Source organism: Actinomadura hibisca NBRC 15177 (assembly GCF_001552635.1).
In the GTDB taxonomy this organism is placed as follows: domain Bacteria; phylum Actinomycetota; class Actinomycetes; order Streptosporangiales; family Streptosporangiaceae; genus Spirillospora; species Spirillospora hibisca.
Window position 1 is genome coordinate 84326 of sequence record NZ_BCRO01000018.1, and the last position, 21956, is coordinate 106281.

24 protein-coding genes and 1 pseudogene are annotated in these 21956 nt (G+C 68.8%); 19 read left to right on the forward strand and 6 right to left on the reverse strand.

Annotation, left to right across the window (positions count from 1 at the left end):
• The first annotated feature begins 12 nt into the window (after positions 1–12).
• From AH6_RS08485 to AH6_RS08505, 5 genes are all read left to right on the forward strand, one after another.
• A complete protein-coding gene (locus tag AH6_RS08485) occupies positions 13–663 on the forward strand; it encodes a GntR family transcriptional regulator (protein WP_067476374.1) in 651 nt (216 codons plus the stop codon).
• 23 nt (positions 664–686) lie between these two features.
• Complete coding sequence (locus tag AH6_RS08490) at positions 687–1049, forward strand: ArsR/SmtB family transcription factor (protein ID WP_067476377.1); 363 nt, start codon at positions 687–689, stop codon at positions 1047–1049.
• A gap of 82 nt (positions 1050–1131) precedes the next feature.
• Positions 1132–2376: an MFS transporter gene (locus tag AH6_RS08495; RefSeq protein ID WP_067476379.1), complete on the forward strand. Its 1245-nt coding sequence runs from the start codon at positions 1132–1134 to the stop codon at positions 2374–2376.
• An 84-nt stretch (positions 2377–2460) separates the two neighbouring features.
• Positions 2461–3540, forward strand: a complete 1080-nt coding sequence (locus AH6_RS08500; protein WP_067476382.1) for an NAD(P)H-dependent amine dehydrogenase family protein — start codon at positions 2461–2463, stop codon at positions 3538–3540.
• Positions 3537–4028, forward strand: a complete 492-nt coding sequence (locus AH6_RS08505) for a carboxymuconolactone decarboxylase family protein (protein WP_067476385.1) — start codon at positions 3537–3539, stop codon at positions 4026–4028. The genes AH6_RS08500 and AH6_RS08505 overlap by 4 nt, the downstream gene beginning before the upstream one ends.
• A 34-nt stretch (positions 4029–4062) precedes the next feature.
• Here AH6_RS08505 and AH6_RS08510 read toward each other — a convergent pair whose 3' ends face one another.
• The 4 genes and pseudogenes from AH6_RS08510 to AH6_RS47025 all read right to left on the reverse strand — a co-directional run.
• Positions 4063–7230 (reverse strand): DEAD/DEAH box helicase, encoded by a 3168-nt coding sequence (locus AH6_RS08510; protein ID WP_157431341.1) that lies wholly within the window; start codon positions 7228–7230, stop codon positions 4063–4065.
• Positions 7202–8557, reverse strand: a complete 1356-nt coding sequence (locus AH6_RS08515) for an ATP-binding protein (RefSeq protein ID WP_067476394.1) — start codon at positions 8555–8557, stop codon at positions 7202–7204. Before AH6_RS08515 ends, AH6_RS08510 begins: the two co-directional genes overlap by 29 nt.
• Positions 8554–9813, reverse strand: coding sequence for a tellurite resistance TerB family protein (locus AH6_RS46535; protein WP_067476397.1), 1260 nt, complete (start codon positions 9811–9813; stop codon positions 8554–8556). Before AH6_RS46535 ends, AH6_RS08515 begins: the two co-directional genes overlap by 4 nt.
• 183 nt (positions 9814–9996) lie before the next feature.
• A pseudogene (locus AH6_RS47025) lies at positions 9997–10701 on the reverse strand (TerB N-terminal domain-containing protein); the annotation flags it as partial.
• A gap of 680 nt (positions 10702–11381) precedes the next feature.
• Between AH6_RS47025 and AH6_RS43540 the strand changes: the two are divergent.
• Both AH6_RS43540 and AH6_RS43545 read left to right on the forward strand, forming a co-directional pair.
• Positions 11382–11903, forward strand: coding sequence for a hypothetical protein (locus AH6_RS43540; RefSeq protein WP_157431343.1), 522 nt, complete (start codon positions 11382–11384; stop codon positions 11901–11903).
• Positions 11896–12333: a hypothetical protein gene (locus AH6_RS43545; RefSeq protein ID WP_157431344.1), complete on the forward strand. Its 438-nt coding sequence runs from the start codon at positions 11896–11898 to the stop codon at positions 12331–12333. The genes AH6_RS43540 and AH6_RS43545 overlap by 8 nt, the downstream gene beginning before the upstream one ends.
• Before the next feature lie 388 nt (positions 12334–12721).
• Here the strand turns inward: AH6_RS43545 and AH6_RS08525 are convergent, their stop codons facing one another.
• Together AH6_RS08525 and AH6_RS43550 are read right to left on the reverse strand one after the other, a co-directional pair.
• Positions 12722–13435 (reverse strand): creatininase family protein, encoded by a 714-nt coding sequence (locus AH6_RS08525; RefSeq protein ID WP_067476399.1) that lies wholly within the window; start codon positions 13433–13435, stop codon positions 12722–12724.
• On the reverse strand, positions 13432–14691 hold the full coding sequence (locus AH6_RS43550) for a helix-turn-helix domain-containing protein (RefSeq protein WP_157431345.1): 1260 nt from the start codon (positions 14689–14691) through the stop codon (positions 13432–13434). Before AH6_RS43550 ends, AH6_RS08525 begins: the two co-directional genes overlap by 4 nt.
• A gap of 205 nt (positions 14692–14896) precedes the next feature.
• On the opposite strand from AH6_RS43550, the gene AH6_RS08535 reads away from it, so the two are divergent.
• From AH6_RS08535 to AH6_RS08585, 12 genes are all read left to right on the forward strand, one after another.
• A complete protein-coding gene (locus tag AH6_RS08535; protein WP_067476406.1) occupies positions 14897–15217 on the forward strand; it encodes a hypothetical protein in 321 nt (106 codons plus the stop codon).
• Positions 15218–15487: 270 nt separating this feature from the next.
• A complete protein-coding gene (locus AH6_RS08540) occupies positions 15488–15721 on the forward strand; it encodes a hypothetical protein (protein WP_067476412.1) in 234 nt (77 codons plus the stop codon).
• Positions 15722–15804: 83 nt separating this feature from the next.
• Positions 15805–16782: a hypothetical protein gene (locus AH6_RS08545; protein WP_067476414.1), complete on the forward strand. Its 978-nt coding sequence runs from the start codon at positions 15805–15807 to the stop codon at positions 16780–16782.
• A 103-nt stretch (positions 16783–16885) separates the two neighbouring features.
• Positions 16886–17740 carry an FtsK/SpoIIIE domain-containing protein gene (locus AH6_RS08550; protein ID WP_083982445.1) on the forward strand — a complete coding sequence of 285 codons (855 nt, stop codon included), beginning with the start codon at positions 16886–16888 and terminating at the stop codon, positions 17738–17740.
• 14 nt (positions 17741–17754) lie between these two features.
• Positions 17755–18063, forward strand: coding sequence for a hypothetical protein (locus AH6_RS08555; protein ID WP_067476420.1), 309 nt, complete (start codon positions 17755–17757; stop codon positions 18061–18063).
• Positions 18060–18293 (forward strand): hypothetical protein, encoded by a 234-nt coding sequence (locus tag AH6_RS08560; RefSeq protein ID WP_157431346.1) that lies wholly within the window; start codon positions 18060–18062, stop codon positions 18291–18293. Before AH6_RS08555 ends, AH6_RS08560 begins: the two co-directional genes overlap by 4 nt.
• Positions 18290–18628, forward strand: a complete 339-nt coding sequence (locus tag AH6_RS08565; protein ID WP_067476425.1) for a hypothetical protein — start codon at positions 18290–18292, stop codon at positions 18626–18628. Before AH6_RS08560 ends, AH6_RS08565 begins: the two co-directional genes overlap by 4 nt.
• Positions 18629–18709: 81 nt before the next feature.
• Positions 18710–19150: an RRQRL motif-containing zinc-binding protein gene (locus AH6_RS08570; protein ID WP_245679235.1), complete on the forward strand. Its 441-nt coding sequence runs from the start codon at positions 18710–18712 to the stop codon at positions 19148–19150.
• Entirely contained in the window at positions 19147–19443 is a 297-nt protein-coding gene (locus AH6_RS08575) for a hypothetical protein (protein ID WP_067476428.1), read from the forward strand. Before AH6_RS08570 ends, AH6_RS08575 begins: the two co-directional genes overlap by 4 nt.
• Positions 19440–19679 (forward strand): hypothetical protein, encoded by a 240-nt coding sequence (locus tag AH6_RS43555; RefSeq protein ID WP_157431347.1) that lies wholly within the window; start codon positions 19440–19442, stop codon positions 19677–19679. The genes AH6_RS08575 and AH6_RS43555 overlap by 4 nt, the downstream gene beginning before the upstream one ends.
• Positions 19676–20353, forward strand: coding sequence for a hypothetical protein (locus tag AH6_RS45250; protein WP_218005753.1), 678 nt, complete (start codon positions 19676–19678; stop codon positions 20351–20353). The genes AH6_RS43555 and AH6_RS45250 overlap by 4 nt, the downstream gene beginning before the upstream one ends.
• Complete coding sequence (locus AH6_RS08585) at positions 20350–21942, forward strand: replication initiator (protein WP_157431348.1); 1593 nt, start codon at positions 20350–20352, stop codon at positions 21940–21942. The genes AH6_RS45250 and AH6_RS08585 overlap by 4 nt, the downstream gene beginning before the upstream one ends.
• The last annotated feature ends 14 nt before the right edge of the window (positions 21943–21956 follow it).

Genomic DNA, 21956 nt, shown 5'->3' on the forward strand with positions numbered 1-21956 from the left:
TGAGGTGGACCGATGGCGGGAGCGACGGGCCCCGGGCCGGTGGCGGCCAGGCTCCGTGAGGCGATCCTCGACGGCGAGTTCGTCCCCGGCCAGCGCCTGATCGAGCAGGACCTGACCGAGCGCTTCGCCACCGGCCGCGCCGCCGTCCGGGCGGCGCTGCTGGAGCTGGCGGGCGAGGGCCTGATCGAACGTGTGCAGAACCGCGGCGCGCGCGTCCGGGCGGTGTCGCTGGACGAGGCGATCGAGATCTGCGAGCTGCGCATGGTGGTCGAGGGCCTGTGCGCGGCCAAGGCCGCCGAGCGGATCACCGAGCCGGAGGTCGGGGAACTGCGCGACCTCGGCGAGCACATGGCCGAGGCCGTCGCCGCCGGGGACGTCATGGCCTACTCGCGCCTGAACAAGCGGCTGCACGACCGCGTCCAGGAGATCAGCGCCCAGAAGACCGCCGTCCTCGTGCTGGAACGCCTGCGCGCGCAGAACGTCCGCCACCAGTTCAAACTGGCCCTGCACCCGGGCCGCCCCGCCGTCTCGCTGCCCGAACACCGAGCGATCATCGACGCGATCTGCGCCCGCGCCCCGGAGGCCGCCGAGCAGGCGGCCCGAGCCCACGTGCGCAGCGTGATCCGAACCCTGCCCCAGGTAGCCCAAGACCAGCCCGGCTGAGCTCCAGCTCATACGATGGCGGCATGGCAGAGCACGATCGTCCCTCGTCCCCGGTCGTCCACCGGCACGAGCGCGTCCCGGACCGGGAGCAGATCGAGGCGGCCAGTTCGGTGTTCGCTCTGCTGTCGGATCCGACCCGGCTGCACCTGCTGTGGTTGCTGGCCGAGGGGGAGGCGGACGTGACCACGCTCGTCGAGGCCAGCGGGGCGGCGCGGCCCGCCGTCAGCCAGCACCTGGCCAAGCTCCGGTTGGCGGGGCTGGTGCAGTTCCGCAAGGAGGGGCGGCACGCGGTGTACTCCCTGCGCGACGGCCACCTGCGCAGCCTCGTGCTGGAGGCGCTGAACCACGCCGACCACAAGGTGACCGGCGAACCCTGGCACGCCTGAGAAACACACCCGGGAATGCCCCCGACCTCTCTGCGGTTATCATGTGCGCAACTGCGCACATGAGCACGGAGAGGTCGAGGCCATGTTCACCGTCCTACGCAACCGCATCTACCGGCACCTGTTCGCCGCCCAGGCCATCGCCCTGGTGGGCACCGGCCTGGCGACCGTCGCGCTGAGCCTGCTCGCCTACGACCTGGCCGGGGCGGACGCCTCGGCGGTGCTCGGCACCGCGCTGGCCATCAAGATGGTCGCCTACGTCGCCGTCTCCCAGATCGTCGGCGCGGTCGCCGACCGCGTCCCGCGCCGGGCGCTGATGGCGGGCACCGACCTGCTGCGCGCGGGCGTCGCGCTGGCCCTGCCGTTCGTGACGGAGATCTGGCACGTCTACGTCCTGATCTTCCTGCTCCAGTCCGCCTCGGCCGCCTTCACCCCGACCTTCCAGGCGACCATCCCGGAGGTCCTGCCGGCCGAGCGCGACTACACGCGGGCGTTGTCGTTGTCCCGGCTCGCCTACGACCTGGAGAGCCTGTTCAGTCCGGTCCTCGCCGCCGGGTTGCTGGCGCTGGTCAGCTACGACCGGCTGTTCTTCGGCACCGTGGTGGGCTTCCTCGCCTCCGCCGCGCTGGTCGTCTCGGTGACGCTGCCCAAGCCGGTGCCGGTGACCCGTACCGGCGGCCCCTTCGCCAAGGCGACCTACGGGGCGCGGTTGTTCGGGACGGCCCCGGCCCTGCGGGCGTTGCTGGCGCTGAACATGGTCGTGGCAGCTGCGGGCGCGATGGTCATCGTGAACACGGTGGTGCTGGTCCGCGAGCAGATGGGCCGCGCCACCGGGGACGTCTCTCTGGCACTCGGCGCGTTCGGGGCGGGGTCGATGCTGGTGGCGCTGGTGCTGCCCCGGGTCCTGGACAGGTTCGACGCGCGGACGGTGATGCTCCCGGCCGCGACCGTCCTGGTCACCGTGCTGGCCGCGATCACCGCCGGGCTGGCGGCCGGTGCCTTCTCCTGGCCGCTCCTGCTGGCGGCGTGGGCGGTGCTGGGAGCGGCGACCGCCGCGGTGCTGACGCCGAGCGGCAACCTGATCCGTCGCTCGGTGCCGTCCGCCGACCTGCCCGCCGCGTTCGCCGGGCAGTTCTCCCTCTCCCACGCGGCGTGGCTGCTGACCTACCCGCTGGCCGGGTGGCTGGCGTCGGGCGCGGGCATGACGGCGGCGTCGGCCGCGCTCACCGTGATCGGCCTGGTCGCCGCCGTGGCGGCCTGGGCACTGTGGTCGACCGGCGGCACGGTGGCGGTGGCGGCGCGCAAGGAGGAGCACGAGTTGGCGGCATGATCCACGCCTCTCGTCGCGGTCGCCCGCGAACGGGCGCCCGGCGGCCTCTAGGCACTTAACCAAGCGCTTGCTAACCTCCGAGGCATGATCTCCACGGTTGTCTGGGGCACCGGCAACGTCGGCCGGCTGGCCGTCCGCGCCGTCGACGCCCACCCGGGGCTGGACCTGGCCGCCGTCCTTGTCCACGACCCCGCCAAGGTCGGCCGCGACGCGGGCGGGCTGGCCGGACTCGACGGCGGCCTGGGCGTGGCGGCGACCGACGACGTCGAGGCGGTGCTGGCCGCCCGCCCCCGCGCCGTGGTGTACGCGGCGTCCGGCGACATCCGCCCCGACGACGCGCTCGCCGACATCGTCCGGGCGGTCAGGGCCGGGGCCGTGGTCGTCACGCCCGCCCTCTACGCGCTCTACGACCAGCGCAACGCCCCGCCGGAGGTGCGCGAACCGGTGCTGGCCGCGATCGCCGAGGGCGGCGGCTCGCTGTTCGTCTCCGGCGTCGACCCCGGCTGGGGCAACGACGTGCTCCCGCTGCTGGTCAGCGGGCTCGGCTCCGTCGTGGACGTGGTCCGCTGCCAGGAGATCTTCGACTACTCCACCTACGACCAGGAGGACTCGGTCCGCTACCTGGTCGGCATGGGGCAGCCGATGGACTACGAACCGCCGATGCTCGCGCCGACCGTCCCGACCATGGTGTGGGGCGGGCAGATACGGCTCATGGCCAGGGCGCTCGGCGTCGAACTCGACGAGATCCGCGAGACGCTGGACCGCCGCCCGCTCGACGCGACGGTGACCACCGCGACGATGGGGGAGTTCGAGGCCGGGACGCAGGGCGCGGTGCGCTTCGAGGTGCAGGGGATCATCGAGGGCGAGCCGCGCATCGTCATCGAGCACGTCACGCGCATCCACGCGTCCTGCGCGCCGGACTGGCCCGTCCCGCCCGACGGCGACGGCGCGCACCGGGTGGTCATCGAGGGACGCCCGCGCATCGAGGTGACGGTCGAGGCCACCGACGAGGGCGGCAACCGGGCCGCCGGCGGGAACGCGACCGCCGTCGGCCGGCTGGTCGGCGCGATCGACTGGCTCGCGGCCGCCGACCCCGGACTCTACGACGCGCTCGACGTCCCGCTGCGCCCCGCGACCGGCAGGCTCGGAAGGAAACGCTCATGAACCTCGACATCCCCGCAGGCAAGGACGCCATCGAGTACGTGTGGGGCGAGATGGTGCCCGGCATCGGGCCCGCCGCCTCGCACTTCTCGCTGGCGGTGTACGCGCACACGACCCTGGGACTGCGCGAGTTCGAGGCCGCGCGGCTGCGGATCGCCCAGATCAACGGCTGCGTCTTCTGCCTGGACTGGCGGACCGAGCGCGACGGCGAGAAGGTCGAAGAGGAGTTTGCCGACGCGGTGACCGACTGGCGGACCACCGACGTCTTCGACGACCGGACCCGCCTGGCCGCCGAGTACGCCGAGCGGTACGCCCTGGACCACCACGGCCTGGACAACGAGTTCTGGGACCGGATGACGGCGCACTACAGCCAACTCGAAATCGTGGAACTGAGCATGAGCATCGGCTCCTGGCTGGCCTTCGGCCGCCTGAACCACGTACTGGGCCTAGACACGATGTGCATGCTCCCCAGCAACCTGCCCAAGCCCTGACCGCACCACTCCCTGCCAACCGCCGCCGGAGCCTTCACCTGAGGAAATCGGCCTGCTCCAGGAGGGCGCGCTCTTCGGGGAAGTCGCGCCAAGCAGCCAGCAGGCCGTCTCGAATACGGGTGAGTTCTGCCGGGCCCAGTTCCAGTTCGCGAGCGGTGGCCCGCAGCAGCGGGAGTTGCCGTGCGAACGATTCGGGCACCAGCGTCGCCAGGGCGACATGATCCGCGAAGACGACCTCCTTCTGGGACGGCAGCACCGGGATCGGCAGAGGACGGCGCAGTGGCTTCGCGGGGACGTGCGATCGCCGGTGGTGCCGGCCGCTCGGTGTCCACCGGGCCCACGATCCGTCGGGCAGTGCCCCCTCGGCGCCGATCTCGTCCAGGTGGCGATGCCCGGCCTCTCCGGCACGGCCGAGGTACCGCAGAAGGAGCTGAGCAGCGGCTTCGGCATCATGGGCGGCCGTGTGCGCCTGCGCGAGGCGGACGCCTTCCGCCTCCGCGCAGTCCCCGAGCGACAACGAGCGTTGTCCCCGGCCGAACCGTCTGGCGAGATCGAGCGTGCAGAGCGTCAGCAGATCGTCCGGCGCGGCCCCGAGCCTGGCGAACTCGCAGGACAACATCGCGGCGTCGAACATCGCGTTGTGGGCGACGACGACGGCGTCCTCGATCAGCTCGGCCAGGTCACCGGCGATGTCGGAGAAGGCGGGCGCGCCCGCCAGATCACCTGCGGTGAGACCGTGAAGGTGCGTCGGGCCCGGTCCGGTGCCCGGGTGCAGGAGCGTCGAGTACTTTCGCCGCGCCGTCCCGTCCGGATCGAGACGGACGACGGCGATCTCGACGATCCGGTCGGTCAGCGGATCGAGGCCGGTCGTCTCCACGTCGATCACGGCGTAGGGCAGCGAACCGATCTCGTGCCGGACGGGTCCGGACCTGGAAGGGGCCGACCGCTGGGAGGGCGCGGTGCGCTTCGCGGCCGCCGCGAGATCCGGCAGGGCCGCCCAGGTGGCGGCGACGTCGAGCTTGCGCGCCGCGTACGCGGCGGTGCGCAGTTCCTCGCCGAGGAACTCGTCGTACTTGTCGATGACCTTGTCCGGGACCACGGCCGCCAGCGCTTCGGCGTCGGGAGGCGGTTGGTCGGCCAGTTCGGAAAGGACGTCGGCCGCGTGCGAGGGGGAGGTGCCGGACAGCACCAGGGCGGCTCCTTCATGGCCTACGGAGATTCCGCGCTGGTGCAACGCCAGGCCGAGGGTGCTCATGATGGTGTCGCCGCGCAGGGGAACCAGCAGGGTGTCGTTCCCCCAGCCGACGATGGGCGTACGGGCCAGTCCCAAGCGCCGGTAGGCGTCCCGCCCCTCGGCCAGCAGCCGTTGCGCCCCGGCGTCGAGGTAGACCGGCGTCTCGGCGGACTCGTAGACGAGGCGCATCTCCCGCCGGACGCGGTCGTGGACGTCGGCGGCCGCTCCGGAGAACCGCGGGGCGTCGCCTCCTCCGGCGGGCGCCAGCTCGATCACCCTGCCGCGCGGGTCGACGGTGACGATCTTCCAGCGGCGGCCGGCGAAGACCATCAGGTCGCCCTCGTTCAGCGGATGGGCGATGGGCAACGATCCCAGCGTGCGCCCTCCGGCGACCAGCCGGTACTCGTCGGTGGTGGAGAAGGCGGCGAAGAAGGTGTGGTGGTTGGCGATGTGCTCGCCCTTCGCCCCGTGCAGGAGAAGGCCGTCGTTTTCCTGGCGGAGCAGGTCGGCGGTGCCGAGGTCGCTGAGGAGGCTCTTGAAGAGCGGTGGCCCGACGTGCCGGAACGGGCCGTGCGCGCACAGGGCCTGGTAGGCGTCGTGCGGGGTCACGCCACCGTGCTGGGAGATCATCGAGAGGATCTGCTGGACGAGGGTGGACAGGTGCAGCCCGCCGGCCTCGGGCGGCTCGTACCAGCGCCCGAGGAGCAGGTTGACGACGGCGATGACCTGGACGAGCTGGGAGCGGAGTCCGTCCTGCGGGCCCGACCGAACAGTGATCTCCGGTTCGGCCACGTACATCCGCAACGTCGCGGGACCGCCCCTGCGGCCCGCCCTGCCGAGGCGCTGGCGGAGGGCCGCCACGCCGGGCGGCGCGCCGATCTGCGCCACCGACACGATCGAGCCGATGTCGATGCCCATCTCCAGCGTGGAGGTGCAGACGGCGGTGACCGGCAGCGACCTGTCCTTGAGGCGGGCCTCGGCGTCCTCGCGGATCTCCTTGGCGAGGCTGCCGTGGTGGGGCACGAACTCGTTGGGCACGCCGATGCTTTCGCCGTGCCGGGTCAGCAGGTCGGCGAAGACCTCGACGTTCTGCCGGGAGTTCGCGAAGATCAGGTTGTTGGAGCCGCGCAGCGCCTCGAACAGGTGACCGGCGATGGCGCGCTGCGCGCTCCCGGTGCCGTCCACGTCATCCCGGCCCTCGGGCTCGCGGGTGCGTTCACCGCGCGGCGCCGCGTCCAGGTAGCCCTTCACCTGGAGGCGGAGCTCCTGGGCGTCGGACGAGGACCTGATCAGGAGCACCCTTCCTCCGCCGCCCGGCCTCAGGAACCCGGCCGCCGACGTCAGATCGCCGAGCGTGGCCGACAGCCCGATGCGGGGCACGGTGTGCCGGACGGCCAGCTCCAGCCGGTGCAGCAACGGCTGGAGCTGCGCGCCCCGCGCCGTGCCGATGAAGGAGTGCAACTCGTCGATCACGATGTACCGGACACCGCGGAACATCGGCGCGATCTGGGTGCCGCGGTTGACGAACAGCGCCTCCAGCGACTCCGGCGTGATCAGCAGGATGCCGGAGGGGCGCTTGGCCAGCCGCGCCTTGCGGGCCGCGTCCACGTCGCCGTGCCACCGGTGGACTGGGATCTCCAGGCGTTCGCACAACTCTTCGAGCCTGCCGAACTGGTCGTTGATGAGCGCCTTCAGCGGTCCGACGTACACCGCGCCGAAGCCGTCCCCACCTCCTCCGCCGGCGAGCGCCGAGCAGATCGGCAGGAACGCGGCCTCGGTCTTGCCCGACGCGGTGGCCGCCGAGATGAGCACGTCGGAGCGTCCGTCCAGGATCGCCGGGATGGCCGACTCCTGCGCGTCGTGCAGGGCGCGCCATCCCTTCTGCCAGATCCACCGCCGCACCTCGGTGTCGAGGAGGTCGAAGGAACCGGAGGCGGCCTCAGAGCCGGAAGGTCGTGAAGCCGTCATCGTCGCCCCGCGTCGTTCCGGTGGTGTCCGGTCCCTGGTCCTCGGCGGCGGGTTCGCCGTCCAGCGGATCGAGATCGGGGTTGCGCTCCGGGGCGAGCGACACCGTCGTGATGAGCTCCCGCCAGCTGGTGCCCGGGTTCTGCTCCAGGACGGCCAGCAGGTCGCAGAACGCCTTGATGGTGGTGCGCGGCGTGCGGAAGTAGGCGTCGCCGACCTTCTCCGCGCAGTGCTGCATGAAGGCCAGGAGCGCCTCGTCGGGTACCAGGTGGGCGCTCTCGTCACCGGCCGCGTGGACGTGGCGCAGCTTGGTCAGCAGGACGTAGAAGTCCTCCTGCGTGAGGGCCTGCAACCGCAGGACGGGACCGGACAGGTCCACCAGGCCGTCGGTCGCGAAGGAGTTCTCCGCCAGGCGCGACTGGAGGGCCGGGTAGCTGAACAGCCCGCGCCGCGAGTCGCTGAGGAACTCGGGCGTCCCGCCGAACAGGAACCCCAGGTGGGCGCTGCTGCCCTGCAGGGTGTCGTTGAGGATGCGCAGGATCTGCTCGTAGTTGGAGTTGCGGGCCCGGGTCGAGCCCAGCTTGTAGAGGTTGACCATCTCGTCGGCGCAGACGAGCAGCCCGCCGAACCCGGCGAGCCGTACGAACCGGCTCATCAGCTTGAGGTGGTCGTACATGGTGGCGTCGTCGATGATCGTGCGGACGCCGAGCGCGGCGCGGGCGTCGGTGCGGGTCGTGAACTCCCCGCGCAGCCAGCGCACGGAGGCGGCCTTGAGCTGCTCGTCGCCGCTGTCGTGCCCGCGCCAGTAGGCCCCCACCACCTCGGCGAAGTCGTAGCCGCCGGTGAGTTCCGACAGGTGCGCCATCCGGGTGCGGATGACCTGCTCGGGCGGTACCCCGGTCTGCTCGGCCTCGGCCAGGGCCGTGGACACGAACCGCTCGACGACGCTGGGCAGCGCGCCGCCGTCGGGCTTGGAACGCGTCGCCAGGTTGCGCATCAGCTCGGCGTACAGGGCGCGGGCCTGGCCGCCGGTGGCGTGCAGGCGGCGGTCGGGCGTGAGGTCGGCGTGCGTCGTGACCAGCCGCTTCTCCATCGCGATGGAGCGGACCAGGTGCAGGAAGAAGGTCTTGCCGGCTCCGTAGTCGCCGATGACGAAACGGAGGGCGGAACCGCCGTCGGCGACGCGCTCTATGTCCGCAAGCATCGCACGGACCTCGGCCACGCGGCCGACCTGCACGTGCTGCTGCCCGGCGCGCGGCACGACGCCCGCCCGCAGGCTCTGCAGCAGGGCGTCCCGCTCGCGCGGACGGATACGGGTCGTGGTGGTCACAACATCGCTCCCAGCGCGTCGTGGTTGATCTCCAACGGGTCCTCTCCTTCGATCACCGGCTCGCCGGCCACGTCGTAGGCAGCCTCGTTGATCCGGTCGATCGCGCCCTCGGGCAGCACGCGGCCGGCCGTCGCCATCTCCTCCCACGCCGATCTCGGCAGCCGGGAGTGCTCGGCCAGAGCCCGGACCAGCCGGGAGTGCGCGGCGTCCAGGCCGGCCACCGGCTCGACGGCGGGCAGGGGAGCGGGCGGTGCCGGTGGCTCGTCGCCGAACACCGAGCCGAGGAGCGCGGCGACCTCGGCGGCCTCGGCGATGCGGTCGGCCAGCACGGCCTGGTCGAGCCGGACGCCGGTGGCGGCGGGCACGGGGACCGCCGGTTCGGGATCGGGCCGCGGGATGGCGTGGCCGGGGTCGGGGGCGGCAGGCCGGACGACGACGGGCTCGGACACCGGGGACGCGGTGGCGGACGCGGCCCGCAGGCGCTCGTCCATGGTCTCGGGCGCGAGCCCGAGCAGCTTGGCGATGCGGTGCAGCGTCCGTACCTCGGCCGGCTCGATGCGGCCGTCGGCGGCGGCGACACCGGCCAGGAAGCCGGCCAGGTACTCGCGCTGCGCCTCGTCGATCCCGGCCACGCTCTTCGCCAGGCCGGTGAGCCTGACCTCGGTCGTGAGCAACCAGCGCAGTTGGGCGCGGAGCCGGGCACGCTCGCCGGGCGTCAGGTGCAGTGCCTGTTCGAGATGGCCGATGAGCAGTTGCCTCTCCTCGGCGGCGACATGCCCGTCGGACACGCTGACGGCCGCGCCCAGCTGGAGGAGCGACATCGCGGCCTGGTAGGCGCGTGACGGCGCGGCGTCCGGGGGCTCCTCGATGTGGAAGAAGACCACCGATCCATCACCGGGCACCGGACCGCCGAACCGCGGATCGGGCTCCACCCCGATGCCCGCCTGCCCGAGAAGACGGGCCAGCGCGATGACCGCCTTGCGGACGGGCTCTCCCTCCTCGATCCAGCCCAGGAAGTCGGCGGCGGGAACCAGGGACATGGCGAAACCGCCCAGGCGAGAACGCGCCCATTCCACGAACCGGCCCAGTTCGCCAGACCCGAAATCCAGAAGCTCTTCAGGGAGCAGGGCCGCGGCGGCCAGGCCGCCCCGCTGTTCGGGACTGCGTCCGACCAGGCGGCTGAAGGCGTCCAGCGCTTCGGAGCACTCGTCGGCGAGCGAGGCCAGCCGGCGAAGGGGAAGAGCCTGGTCGAACACATCCGGCCTGCCAGGGACGGTTCTGCTCGCCGCCCCGTAGAAACCACCACTGGCCGGACGGTAGGAGAACGCCAGTTCGGGGCCGGAAGGCTGGATTCGGAACCCGGCGGGATGGCGATCCTCATACCGAAGCCGGAACAGCGCGGCGAACTCCTCGGGACACCTCTTAGCCGAAGTCCGTGGTTGGTAGCGAGGATGTGACATCACCCAAGCCAGAGACCAGTCGCTGGGGACGATCCGTTCCGCCGAAGCGAATTCGCTAAGCCCCAGGCGCAGTTTCGCCGGAGGGTTGATGCGGTCGACCGGCGGCGCAGGGCCGGAACTCACCGCAACGCCGTCCAGCGCCATGCCGTCGAGAAAACGGCAGAACTCGGTGGCATAACCGTGGAAGGAAGAATCTGAGCCGAAGAGATCCTTCAGCCGTTCCACTTCGGTCCGGATGAGCGGAAGCTCCATCGAACGATGCGGCCCGTCCTGCTGGAGGTCGACGAGCACGCGGCGCTCAAGCCCGTAGAGGAACAGGAACGCGTACCCGACCGACACGTCCCGGTGCCGCCTACCACCCTCGATCCAGCGGAGGTACGCTGCCCGGCTCGCAGGGGGGATCTCCGTGTAGGACGGCCAATACCCCATGTGCTTTCCGAACCAGTCGGGCGAGCTCCAGTCGACCGGAAGCGCGGGATCGATGAGCGCCGGTTCGGGAACGTCCCTGGAAGCCGCCGGTAGACCGGTCCCCAGGTAGAACATTCCTCTCGGCAACGTACGGTCGCCGAAGCGGCGGCTCTCCCCGGGAGGAACCCAATGAGCTGACGGGTTCCCCGACGATCCACCGCTGTCGGTCATCCTCGATGTCCTCCCACCCCGCGCCGGCGTCGACGGCCCCGGCATCGATCGCCCGCCGCCCCAGCTCACGATGCGCTAGTGATGACGCTTCTGTCCCGTTCTCGGATGACATTCGGGCAACAAAGGTCCTGGAGTGACAGGAGTACCCGGCCGAGGAACCAGTTAAAGTCACTTATTTGCCGCAGAAAGGAATGATCCGGGCGATGGTGGCGCGACACGAAGGCGCTCAAACGGTCGAGGGGCGGTTCTCCACGATGGAGAACCGCCCCTCGACCTGCTACTTACCGGTCGGGACGGCGGGATTTGAACCCACGACCCCTTGACCCCCAGGACGGAGGGGGAGATGTCTTGGCAGCCCATAGCAGACTCGAACATGTGTTCGCAGTTCCGTCATCACCTGCTTGTTCGGCGGAACGCATGGCGTGTGGTCCCCGCCTGGTCCCCAGAGCTACGGGGCCGGGAAGGAGAGTCGGCCTGTAAGCCGGGTTCTTCGCAGATGCCCCTCTGACCCGCATGCCCCTGTCGCCCCGCCGTTTCACCAGGCGCACGACCCCCTGACGCTTCGCAACACCTCGCATATGATCGCACCCTCATGTGCCCCCGATGTGCCCTCCGCCAGATCGCGACTCGCTGAGCGCTCGACACACCCCCCGGACAGTCTCCAGATGCGGGTTGTAGGTGCAAGTCCTGACCTGTAGCCGGATGTTCCTCTAGCATGGTTACTCATGGTTGTGGCTGTGGCTAGTCAATGGTTTGGACTGAATTGGGTTGATTGGCTCAACGTTGTTGCATTTCCGTTAGGAATTATCGGATTGGTGCTCACTTGGCGGCAAGCCAAGGGGGCGCAGGATGCAGCGGTAGCCGCACGAAGTGCCATGACTAGAGCCCAGAGACAAATTCGGGCCAATCAATTGATGACGTTGATTCCACAATTGAGATGGACTACTGCTGAACTAGATCTGGCAATAAAGTCAAATGATCCAGATCTGGCTGCGAGACAACTGGAGCACTGGAAATGGCAAGTTGGATATATAAGAGGGGTTGTTATCGGTATTGACGCCAATCAAACCGCCCTCTTGGTGAAACTGCAAAATAGCGTAACTTTGGCCTCGACGGCTACTTATTCGCTTGTTGATACCAATCGCGAGGTTCATGTCGTTTGCCTGAAGGCGCGCAAAGCCATTGGAGAGGCATGTGATGCATTGATTCCAATGCTCGGCGAACAGTCAACTCAAGTAAATGAATGAGAGGGATGATATGGCTACTTCTGAACAGAATGCCCGGCAACGACTTATCGCTTTTACTGAGCACCTGCTTGAGCAGACCGAGAATGGGCGCATGACCTGGGAGTCTGCCAATGAAAGTGATACTATCTTCTCTTTTTCGGGTCCGAATTCTTCGGTAGTGATAAAGCCTGTTCGGGTTGATGATCGTAGCGGATATGAGCTGCAATTGCTCAATGAGCGTGGCGTAATTGTCAGCAATCTGAGAAGCGGTTGGTACGCCGATCGGGGGCTGCTGGGGACACAAGAGCCTGTAATGCGCCCACATTCTTGGAATGGCATTCTAGTTAGGTTGTACGAGGAAGCACGGAGAATAGCCTTGAATGTAGATTCGATTATGGATGATCTCCTTGCAACGCTTGATGAACCTAATGGAAATGCAGACAGCTCTTGATTACCTAGAGCTGGACGGTTCCGGACTTGCGTGGGGGCGGGGCCTCGTAGCCTGGACCGGCGGACGGGCGGCACCTGCCTGCCCGCACTGGCCCGTCGCGAGGCCCCGCGCGGGGTCCCCGCGCAAGTCGGGAACCGGCCAGCGGCACCCGGCGTGGCCAGCTCGGCCCCGTGAGTGCGGCTGCCGCTTCATGCGGCCCGGCGACACCTTCGGCTCTTCGCGCCAGCCGACCGGCTTCCTGGGCCTGGCCGTCGCCGGCGCTCGGCAGAGGCGGCGGACAGGATCGCCGAGTCGGCGGCGCGTGCGGCCCGGTCTGCGGGCCGCCTTGAAGACGTACAGAAAGTTCTCACACAGCATCCGACGGCTGGTCGGTACTAGCGGCGCTTCTTCACTCGGTGGGCAGGGCGGTGAGTAGTTCGCCGAAGCTGTCGACTAGCGAGTCCAAGATGGCCTTACCTTTCTCAGCGGTCCCGAGAGAAGGTCGGCCAATCACACCGTTGCTCGTGTAGCCCTGCATCCCGAGCGTAAGGAGATGCCGCCGATCGCCAGCAGTCCAGTCCGCACTCTCATAGCCATCACGAACGAGTTCGGGATGAGCGTGCAGGAGGATGGACGTCTCAATCTCGCCCGCGTGCATGTCATCGTGCATCGTGGTCTCAAGTTGGCCCGCGCTTCGCGCCTGCTGCCAAGCAGTGCTTGACGGGAACAGCGCCATCAGTTCCCCGCGAGCGTTGGACTCCTGTACGACGTTGCTGAGCACGTAGTTGCCGCCGTGGCCGTTGACGAGAACGAGGGTCCGGATACCTGAACGGCGCACTGAGTCAGAGACATCGGTGATGAGTGCGTGCAGAGTCCGCGCTGAGATGCTCACGGTCCCCACCCACGCACTGTGTTCGTGAGAGCAGGAGATCGTGATGGGCGGAAGCGCCAGAACGGGGTAGCTCGCAGCGATCTCACTGCAGATCACTGAGGCGATCGCCGTATCAGTGATCAGGGGCAGGTAGGTGCCGTGTTGCTCGAAGCTGCCGACGGGCAGGATCGCGACATCGGCGGATCGGTCCTGTTCTTCCGGTGAGGTGGTGATCGGAAGAAGGTGGTTCACACTAGTCCTTCCGGACGGCTGATCGTTGGTTCGGTGGTCTCCAGGAGGAGATCCAACCGACGGGTCAAGTCTCGCACGTCGACGTCCTGAGACCACGTGCTCAGCCTGGCACGCAAGCGCTTGAGCGGCAGCATGATCCTTGCAGAGCTGATGCCCTCCGATTCAGTGACAGCTTTCGCTGCGAGCTTGCATGCCTCCTGCTTGTCTCCCAGTTCGGTCAAGGCGACAGCAGTACGCGCGGTGCACAACACCCGGTCACGTCCTTGAGCTTGGTCAAGCCAGTCCGCCTGTGCTGCCGCGAAGACAGGGAGTGCTTCGCCGGGCTCGCCGAGCTTGAGCCAACCTGCGCCTGTCTCCATCTCCACGTAGGCCGGTGTGCAGTATGGCGCTCGGTCCGGCTCCTCTTGCGCGAGTCCTTCTGCCGCTGCTTCTCGGGCTGCGTCAGCACTGGCTCTGAAGGAGTCTCGTTCTCCCAGTGCTGCGAAGGCGTTGGCCTGTTGTCGTAGAGCCACAGCGCGAAGACGTGGCGTGAGCCGATCGGATTCAGCCAAAGCCGCGTTGGACAGCCCCAGAGCAGTGCCCGGTTGATCGCTATCTGAAGCGATATTGCTTTTGCGCATGAAGATGTACGAGTTGATGTGCGGATCGTTCAACTCTGCCGCATAATTGAAGGCTTTTTCAGTTAGGCGCATTGCGCAGTAGTAGTCACCTGAGTCCTGATAAAGCCAACCGCAGAACTCCATGAACTTGCTGGCGAAGCGCAGAACTTCTCTACGGCTGTCTCCGCGCGTCACAGCGCATAGGTGATCAATGAGGGGTAGGTGACCAAGAACTGCCGGGACGACGTAACGAGGACCTACCAGAGCTTCCATCGCCAGGTGGGCGGACAGGACGGTCTTGAGGTTGTCCACCACAGTGAGTCCGGCGGCTGCCGGAAGGCTCTGTCTGGCTGGCAATGCTGGTGGTAGCAGTACGACTGCCCCCGAGGAAGCGAAGCCGAGATCATCGTCAGAAACTCGTAGGGTTTCCCTAAAGATGGCTCTTAGCCTTGCAGATACCGGCCGCTTGCCGTTCTCGAAGTACGAGATATAGGCGATCAAGGTCTTGGATGAGTAAGGCAACTCGCGCTCCTTGCCCATCTTGCGGGCGGTGGAGCGAAGTTCCACCTCGAACTCGCTTTGCGACCAGCCGCGACGTTCACGTGCTTGCCGCAAAGCCTTGCCTTGTAGTTCTCTGTGCTCAGGCGATGCAGTCATTGGCATCTCGCAGTCGCTGGGAACAGGGCGGCACTGTCTCTAGGGTGCCCCATATCGTCCCTGTTCGGAAGCTATTAACAAATCTTGTTATGTGGCGGTTGCAAGCTGTGGGCTTTCGCCATCACTTCGCTTCGGCTGTTCTGGTGTCACGCAACGGGAAGCGCACCGAGAGGCGGTGCGGCCCGAGAGTGAAGGGAGAGCTTCTGTGAAGCTCATCGTGGACACCAGCACGAAGCAGGTCATGGTGTCGCGGGACCCGGTCGAGAAGGTCGACCAGAACGGGCGTCAGCGCACCGAGCGGGACACCGGCCGGCCGATGTGGTCGACGCAGGTGTTCGTCCAGGACGAGGACGGCGGCGAGGTCATCACCATCACCACGGCTGGAGAGAAGCCGAACGTGAGGGTGGGAGCGTTCGTCACCGTGTCCAGGCTGGAGGCCCTGCCGTGGGCGACCAACGGTCGTAACGGCGTGGCGTTCCGCGCGGTGGAGATCAAGACGGCCGCCGCTCCGGCGACCGCCAAGTGATCGGGTACCCCTGCCCGCAGACCTGATGGTGTCTGGTTCCGGCGAGGTGTTCCGCCGGACGGCATCTTCCTCACCCACCGGGGAGCAGTGGTTCTGACGCTCCCGTGACGCACGCGTGTGGCCCGTTCGCGGGCCGCACGGTCACTTTCCTTTCAGCCCTTGTCGATTCGATCCGAGGGCCGCTCCAACCCCCTGTTTCCTGCCCGCGCCATTCGGCGTGCGGCTTTCAGTGATCCCTGAAAGCGATCACTCACTCTCCCGGAGGCTGCCATGCAGTTCCACTACGTCATCACCGTCGCCTACCCCGAACGCGGTGGGGCCGTCACCGCCACCTACAACGGGCACTTCAAGCCCCGCCCCGGCATGACCCACAAGGACCTCTACGAGGCCGTCACCGCCTACGTCCGTTCGCGTCTGGGCGTCGGCCCGGCCGTGCAGCTCAACACCCTGTTCTTCACGATCGCCCCCAACGAGGTGCCCGGCATCACCAACGCCGTGGCCTGATCACCCGCTGAACGCAGTGCGGGGCCAGGAGGTCTGCACCCTCCGGCCCCGCCTGTTCATCCCCCAACCAGGAAGGACAGAACATGTCCAAGCCTAACTCGCGTTCCTCGTTCGGTCGCTCGGCCGGACGGTCCACCTTCGGCCGCCGTGGCGGCACCGTCACCGTGATCGAGGACCGCGTGTCGCGGTCGTACGCGCGTACCGCCAAGGTCGCCTTCTACGTGGTGTCGCTGGTGGTGGGTCTGCTGGCCGCCACCATCACCGCCTCCTACCTGCCGCCGGTGGCCGCTGTGCTGCTGGGCGTGCTCATCGGCGTCGTGGTCGGCCTGCTGGTCGCCGCGATCGTTGTCGCCTGGCCCGTGCTGCGGGTCCTGTGGTGGTGGTCCCCGGAGATCGGGGTCACCCTGGCCGCCGGATACGGCTGGGTGCTGCTGGCCACCCACACCAACCTGTTGGCTCGGCTGCTGGTGCTGGCCGTACTGGTCGGCGTCCCCGCCTCGATCCCCGCCGTCCGTAAGCGCATCATCGCGTTCGCCTGGTGCGCGGTCACCCGGCACCGGCTGCGGGTGTGCTTCAACGAGTTCATCATCACCAACCGCAGCGGCACGCTGCCGCTGATCCTGTGGGCCCGGCCCACTCCCACCGGTGAGCGTGTCTGGGCCTGGCTGCGGCCGGGGCTGTCGCTGCCGGAACTGCACTCCCGCCTCGACAAGATCGCTGTGACGTGCTGGGCGTCGGCCGTCACCGTCGAGGCCGCCTCCGACTCCAACGCCGCGCTGGTGCGCATCGACGTCAAGCGCCGCACCGTGCTGACCGGCACCATCGAAACACCGCTGCTCGGTCTGGTCGACGACGGTACCCCCACCGCCGAGCGGGTGGTCCGGCCTGTTCCGACCGCCCTGGACCTGCCGGACGTCCCGGCCAGCAACGCCACCGCGGACCCGGGGCCGGTGGGCAACGGCACCCGGCCCAAGGCGGCCAAGCCCGCCAAGAACGGCAAGGAGCCTGCACCGGAACCGGCCGCCAAGGCCACCGGTGAGGACGTCAGCGACTGGATCTGATCCGCACCCGGACGGGCCGCTGACTCGACACCCATCCAGCGAGGTCGCGAGGCGATCCGTCATGGGTCCCTCGCGCCTCCTCCACCGAAAGGGGGCATCTGACATGCCCACCACCGCCGCGCCGGTCTCGGTACCGGTCGGCCCGAACCTGTCGATGTTCGACCCGGCCTTCCTGGGCCTGGACGAGTTCGGCGCACCGGTTCACATCCCGCTGGCCTACCGCCGCCTGCTGATCGCGGGCGAACCCGATGGCGGCAAGTCCAGCCTGATCAACACCGTCATGGCCCACATCGCGCTGTGCCGTGATGCCCGCCCGGTGCTGTTCGACGGCAAGCTCGTCGAACTGGGGCCCTGGGAGGACAGCGCCGACGAGTTCGTCGGCCCCGACATGGACCACGCCATCACCACGCTGCGCCGCTTGCAGACGGTGATGAACAACCGCTACGCCTGGCTGCTGGCTCACGGTCGCCGCAAAGTGACGGCCGCCGATGGCCTTAAGGCGATCCCCTCGCTGTTCGACGAGATCGCCCTCTACGCCACTGTGCTGGGCACCAAGGCACAGCAGGACGAGTTCATCACCTTGTTCCGCGACCTGGTGGCCCGGGGCCGCGCGGCCGCGATGCCGGTCATCGCCGCCACCCAGCGCCCCAGCATCGACATCATCCCCAAGAGCCTGCGCGACCTGTTCGGCTACCGCGCGGCCTTCCGCTGCACCTCCGCTGGCAGCAGCGACATCATCCTGGGCGACAACTGGTCGCACGCCGGATTCTGCGCCACCACCATCAAGCCCACCATGCCGGGCGTCTGCTACCTCATCGCCGAAGGCGGCGTGCCCGCCCTGATGAAGGTCGCCTACCTCACCGATGCCCACATCGCCACGCTGGCCGACTACGCCGCGTGGGTCCGCACCGGTGATCGCACCAATCCCCATCCCGCCCCGGCGGTCCTGGCCGCCTGAGAAGGGAGTCCCCAATGTCCGCCAACAACCTCATCCTGATCACCGCCGACCCGCACGGGCGCGGCTACACCGCCGTGTGCCTGGGCTGCTTCGAGACCTGCGAGGCGGCCTGCGGCCGGTACGCCGACCTGACCGGCTGGACTCAAGAACACACCTGCCACCCCGACCGCGCCGCCGCCGTCTCCCGGCTGATCGGCGACCGCGTCGCCCGCTGCCTGTACTGCGGCTCCGACGACGTCTTCGAGACCCGCGTCACCATCGACGACCGCACCGAGGAAATGGCGCTGCGCTGCGGCGCCTGTGAGGGGACGTGGGCCGCATGACCGCCATCACCTACACCGCCGAGACCCGCGCCGTGGTGGCGTGGCTGGAAGACGAGAACGGCGGCTACTACGCCACCCGCCGGTTCGGCTCGTGCATCGTCCAGCCGCTGCTGGCGGTGAAGTACGACGCCGACCTGTGCGACTGCGACGACATCGACTGCCCCGAGACCAACCACGGGATGCACGTCACCGCCGCCGACCACAACGACACCGCGAGGTGGTGGCTGTGATCCACAAACGCTACCGGCGTGACGGCAAACCCGACTGGGCCCGGTGGGTCATGGAGTGCGACTCCTGCCAGCGCACCACCCACATGTTCAGCCACGAGAACCCCGAATGGCTGGTCACCGCCAACCCCGACATGGCCATCTTCTGCCCGGCCTGCTTCAACGCCTGGGCAGACCACCTCATCGCCAGCACCCTGCGCTGCCCCGAATGCGACTACACCCACCTGCGGATGTGGGTCGCCGACCCCGGCGACCCGCCCGACGAGCGACACCCCAACTTCGCCGACTGCGACCGCTGCGGCGCAATCGTCCTGATCGCCGAACCGCCCTCACTGTAGCGACGGCCAGGGGCCGGCCCTCTCCGCCAAGAAAGCACCGGCCCCGGTCATCCATCCGCCTCAACCAAGGAAGTGGACGTCATGCACGCTACCGACTACACGTGCGCCTCGACCACCGGACCGCGCATCCCCTCGCTGGACCGGCTGGTCCAGGGCGGCATGGTCTACCTGAAGTTCTACGACCCCACCGGCGACCGGTGGGGCATCCCCACCTACCCCTACCGCTGGGCCCCGGACGGCCTGCTCACCACTCGTCAGCTCCGCCGCCAGAACTTGCGCCCCGGCGGTCAGGACGTCGCCGCCCAGATCATCTGGCGCAACGGTCGCCGCGTGGCCTACCTGTACCGCCGAGAGCTGGCCAAGCCCAAGCGCACCGCCACCCCGGCCCAGCTCGCCGCCATCGCCAAGGCCCTGCGGGCCCGCCGTACCTGCTCCTCGTGCGGCGTCGAGCAGGGCTACTACATCCCCCGCTCGCTGGGCGAGTGCCTCGACTGCGCCGAGCAGTCCGGGAGCCTGTCATGAGCGAGAACACCGTCAACAACGCTTTGACGCCGAACCGGTCCCGGCGCGTGGTCGAGAACGACGAGTACGCCGCGTTCGTTCAGCGCGTCCTGCGCGCCTACAGCCGCCGCATCGCCTCCGGCGACGTCGAATCCCTGGCCCTGCTGGCGAACCTGGCCACCGACCTGGACACCGCTCTGCACCAAGCCGTCACCGGACTGCGCGCCTACGGCTACTCCTGGGCCGAGATCGCCCGCCCCCTGGGCATCACCCGACAGGCCGCCCAACAGCGCTGGGGCGGTGAGGCCCGATGAACGGCTCTCACTGCGAGGTCTACAGCATCAACGGGGATCGTGAGGACCGCTGCAACCGACCGGCCGCAGATCATCTGATGGTCACCTGCGTCCACGAGCACTTCTACCTCGACCCCTTCTGTGCTCAGCACAAGGCCGACTTCCTCGACGGGCGCGAGATCGCCTACTGCGATCTGTGCTGGATCGGCCCACAACCCCACCAGTGCCCGGCCGCGCTGCGCGAGGTGATCCGATGACCGCCCAGCAGACCGAACGCGTCGAGAGCATCGTGCAGCTGGCCATGCTGCTGCTGGTCGGCTCGCTGGCCGGAGCCGCCTCCTTCACCCACGTCCATGACTGGACCATGCACAACAGCCCTGCTGGGACCGGCGACTGGTTCGGCTGGGCCAACGCCGTCATCTCCGAACTCACCCCCACCGCCGCCGGACTGGAGATCCGGCGACGCAAGCGCCACGGCCAGCACATCGGCTACCCCATGGCCGTCCTGATCGCCGCCGCCTGCCTGTCGATCGCCGCACAACTGGCCGTCGCCGAACCCAGCCCTACCGGCTGGCTGCTGGCCGCCGTCCCCGCGCTGGCGTTCCTGGCCCTGTCCAAGCTGGTGCTCTCCCGCACCACGGCGACCGACCAACCAGCCGCGCCGGACACCGCCGCCGCGCCGACGGTGCACCTCACCGCCGAACCGGCCGCCATCGCATCCCCCGCCGATCCCGAACCGGCCGCTGAACCGCAAGCCGTGCCAGCCGAGCTGCTGACCGGCGCGCGCATGGCCGACTTCACCCACCGCGCCGCCCATGACGGGCACCCCATCACCGCCCCGGCCCTGGCCGAACACCTGGCCATCAACGAGGGCCTGGCCGCCGCCGTGCTGGCCCAACTCCACGGCACTCCCGCAGAGGAGCGCCCATGACCCACCGTCCCGCGTCGGGTTCGACGCTGGCTCTCACACCCGGCCAGGCTTCCCTGTGGCCGGGTGCGGGGGCGAACACCGAACCCACCCGCCTGCCCGCCTCACGCATCACTCGCCGCCCGGTCTTCGCGACCGACACCGCTCTCCTACGCGCCGGGGACGGCTACTTCGACTGGCTGGACCACGTGTGGCCGGCGGCTGGATGCGCCCACCCGATCCGGCTGCTGGGCGAGATGGCCACCGTCGACACCCGCACCGGCGAGATCACCCGCACCGTTCCCACGACCACGATGCCCGACGGGGTCATCTACAAGGCGTGCGGCAACCGCCGCGCCACCGTCTGCCCCTCCTGCGCCGACACCTACCGCCGCGACGCCTTCCAGCTCATCCGCGCCGGACTGGCCGGAGGCAAGACCGTCCCGGCCACCGTCGCCACCCACCCGGCGGTGTTCGCCACCTTCACCGCCCCCTCCTTCGGAGCGGTGCACACCCGGCACGTGCGCCGTCACACCTGCACCGACCGCGTCCGCTGCACCTGCCGCCCGGCCCCCTGCCATGCCCGCCGCGACACCTCCACCTGCTCGCACGGACAGCCCGCCGCCTGCTTCGCCCGGCACGACTCCGGTGACGTCCGGCTCGGTCAGCCGCTATGCCTGGACTGCTACGACCACGCCGCGCACGTGGTGTGGAACAACCACGCCGCAGAGCTGTGGCGGCGCACCAAACAGGACATCACCCGCCACCTGAACCGGCTCGCTCGTCGCCGGGGCCTGCCATCGGTACGGGTCTCCCACGGCAAGGTCGCCGAATTCCAAGCACGCGGCGCGGTGCACTTCCACGCCCTGCTGCGCCTGGACGGCATCGACCCCGACGACCCGGCCGCCGTCGTGCCGCCTCCGGCCGGGCTCACCGCCGCTGATTTGGATGATGCCGTGCGTGCCGCCGCGCGCCTCACCTGCGCCACCGACCCGCATCCGGAACGACCCGGAGGGTGGCGCATCGCTTGGGGCGAGCAACTGGACGTCCGTATCATCGGTGCCAGCGGCCAGTCCGTCAGCGACGCCATGGTGGCCGGTTACCTGGCCAAGTACGCCACCAAGAGCACCGAGACCGCCGGACACACCTCCCGCCGCCTGCACGCCACCAACCTCGGCCTGTACGCCCGGCCCGACGGCACCCACACCGAGCGGCTGGTCTGGGCCGCCTGGACGCTCGGCGAGCACCCCGGCTTCGACTCCTTGCGCCGCTGGGCTCACATGCTCGGCTTCGGCGGTCACTTCCTCACCAAGGCCCGCCACTACTCGGTCACCTTCGCCGCCCTGCGTGCCGCACGCATCCTCTACCGCCGCACCCAGGACACCGGTCCCGACCACTCGGCCGAACGCCTGGAACGTCAGGGCGACCTTGACGGCCAAGCCACCGTCGTCCTCGGCCGCCTGGCCTACGTCGGCACCGGCTGGCGCACCACCGGAGACGCCTTGCTGGCCAACACCGCCGCCGACCAAGCCCGCCGAAGGCAGCAAGCCGGACACGAGGAACTCACCCATCAGCAGTTCGTCGACCAACTCGCCGAACTAGCAGCCGCGTAGCACTGAAAGGAGTT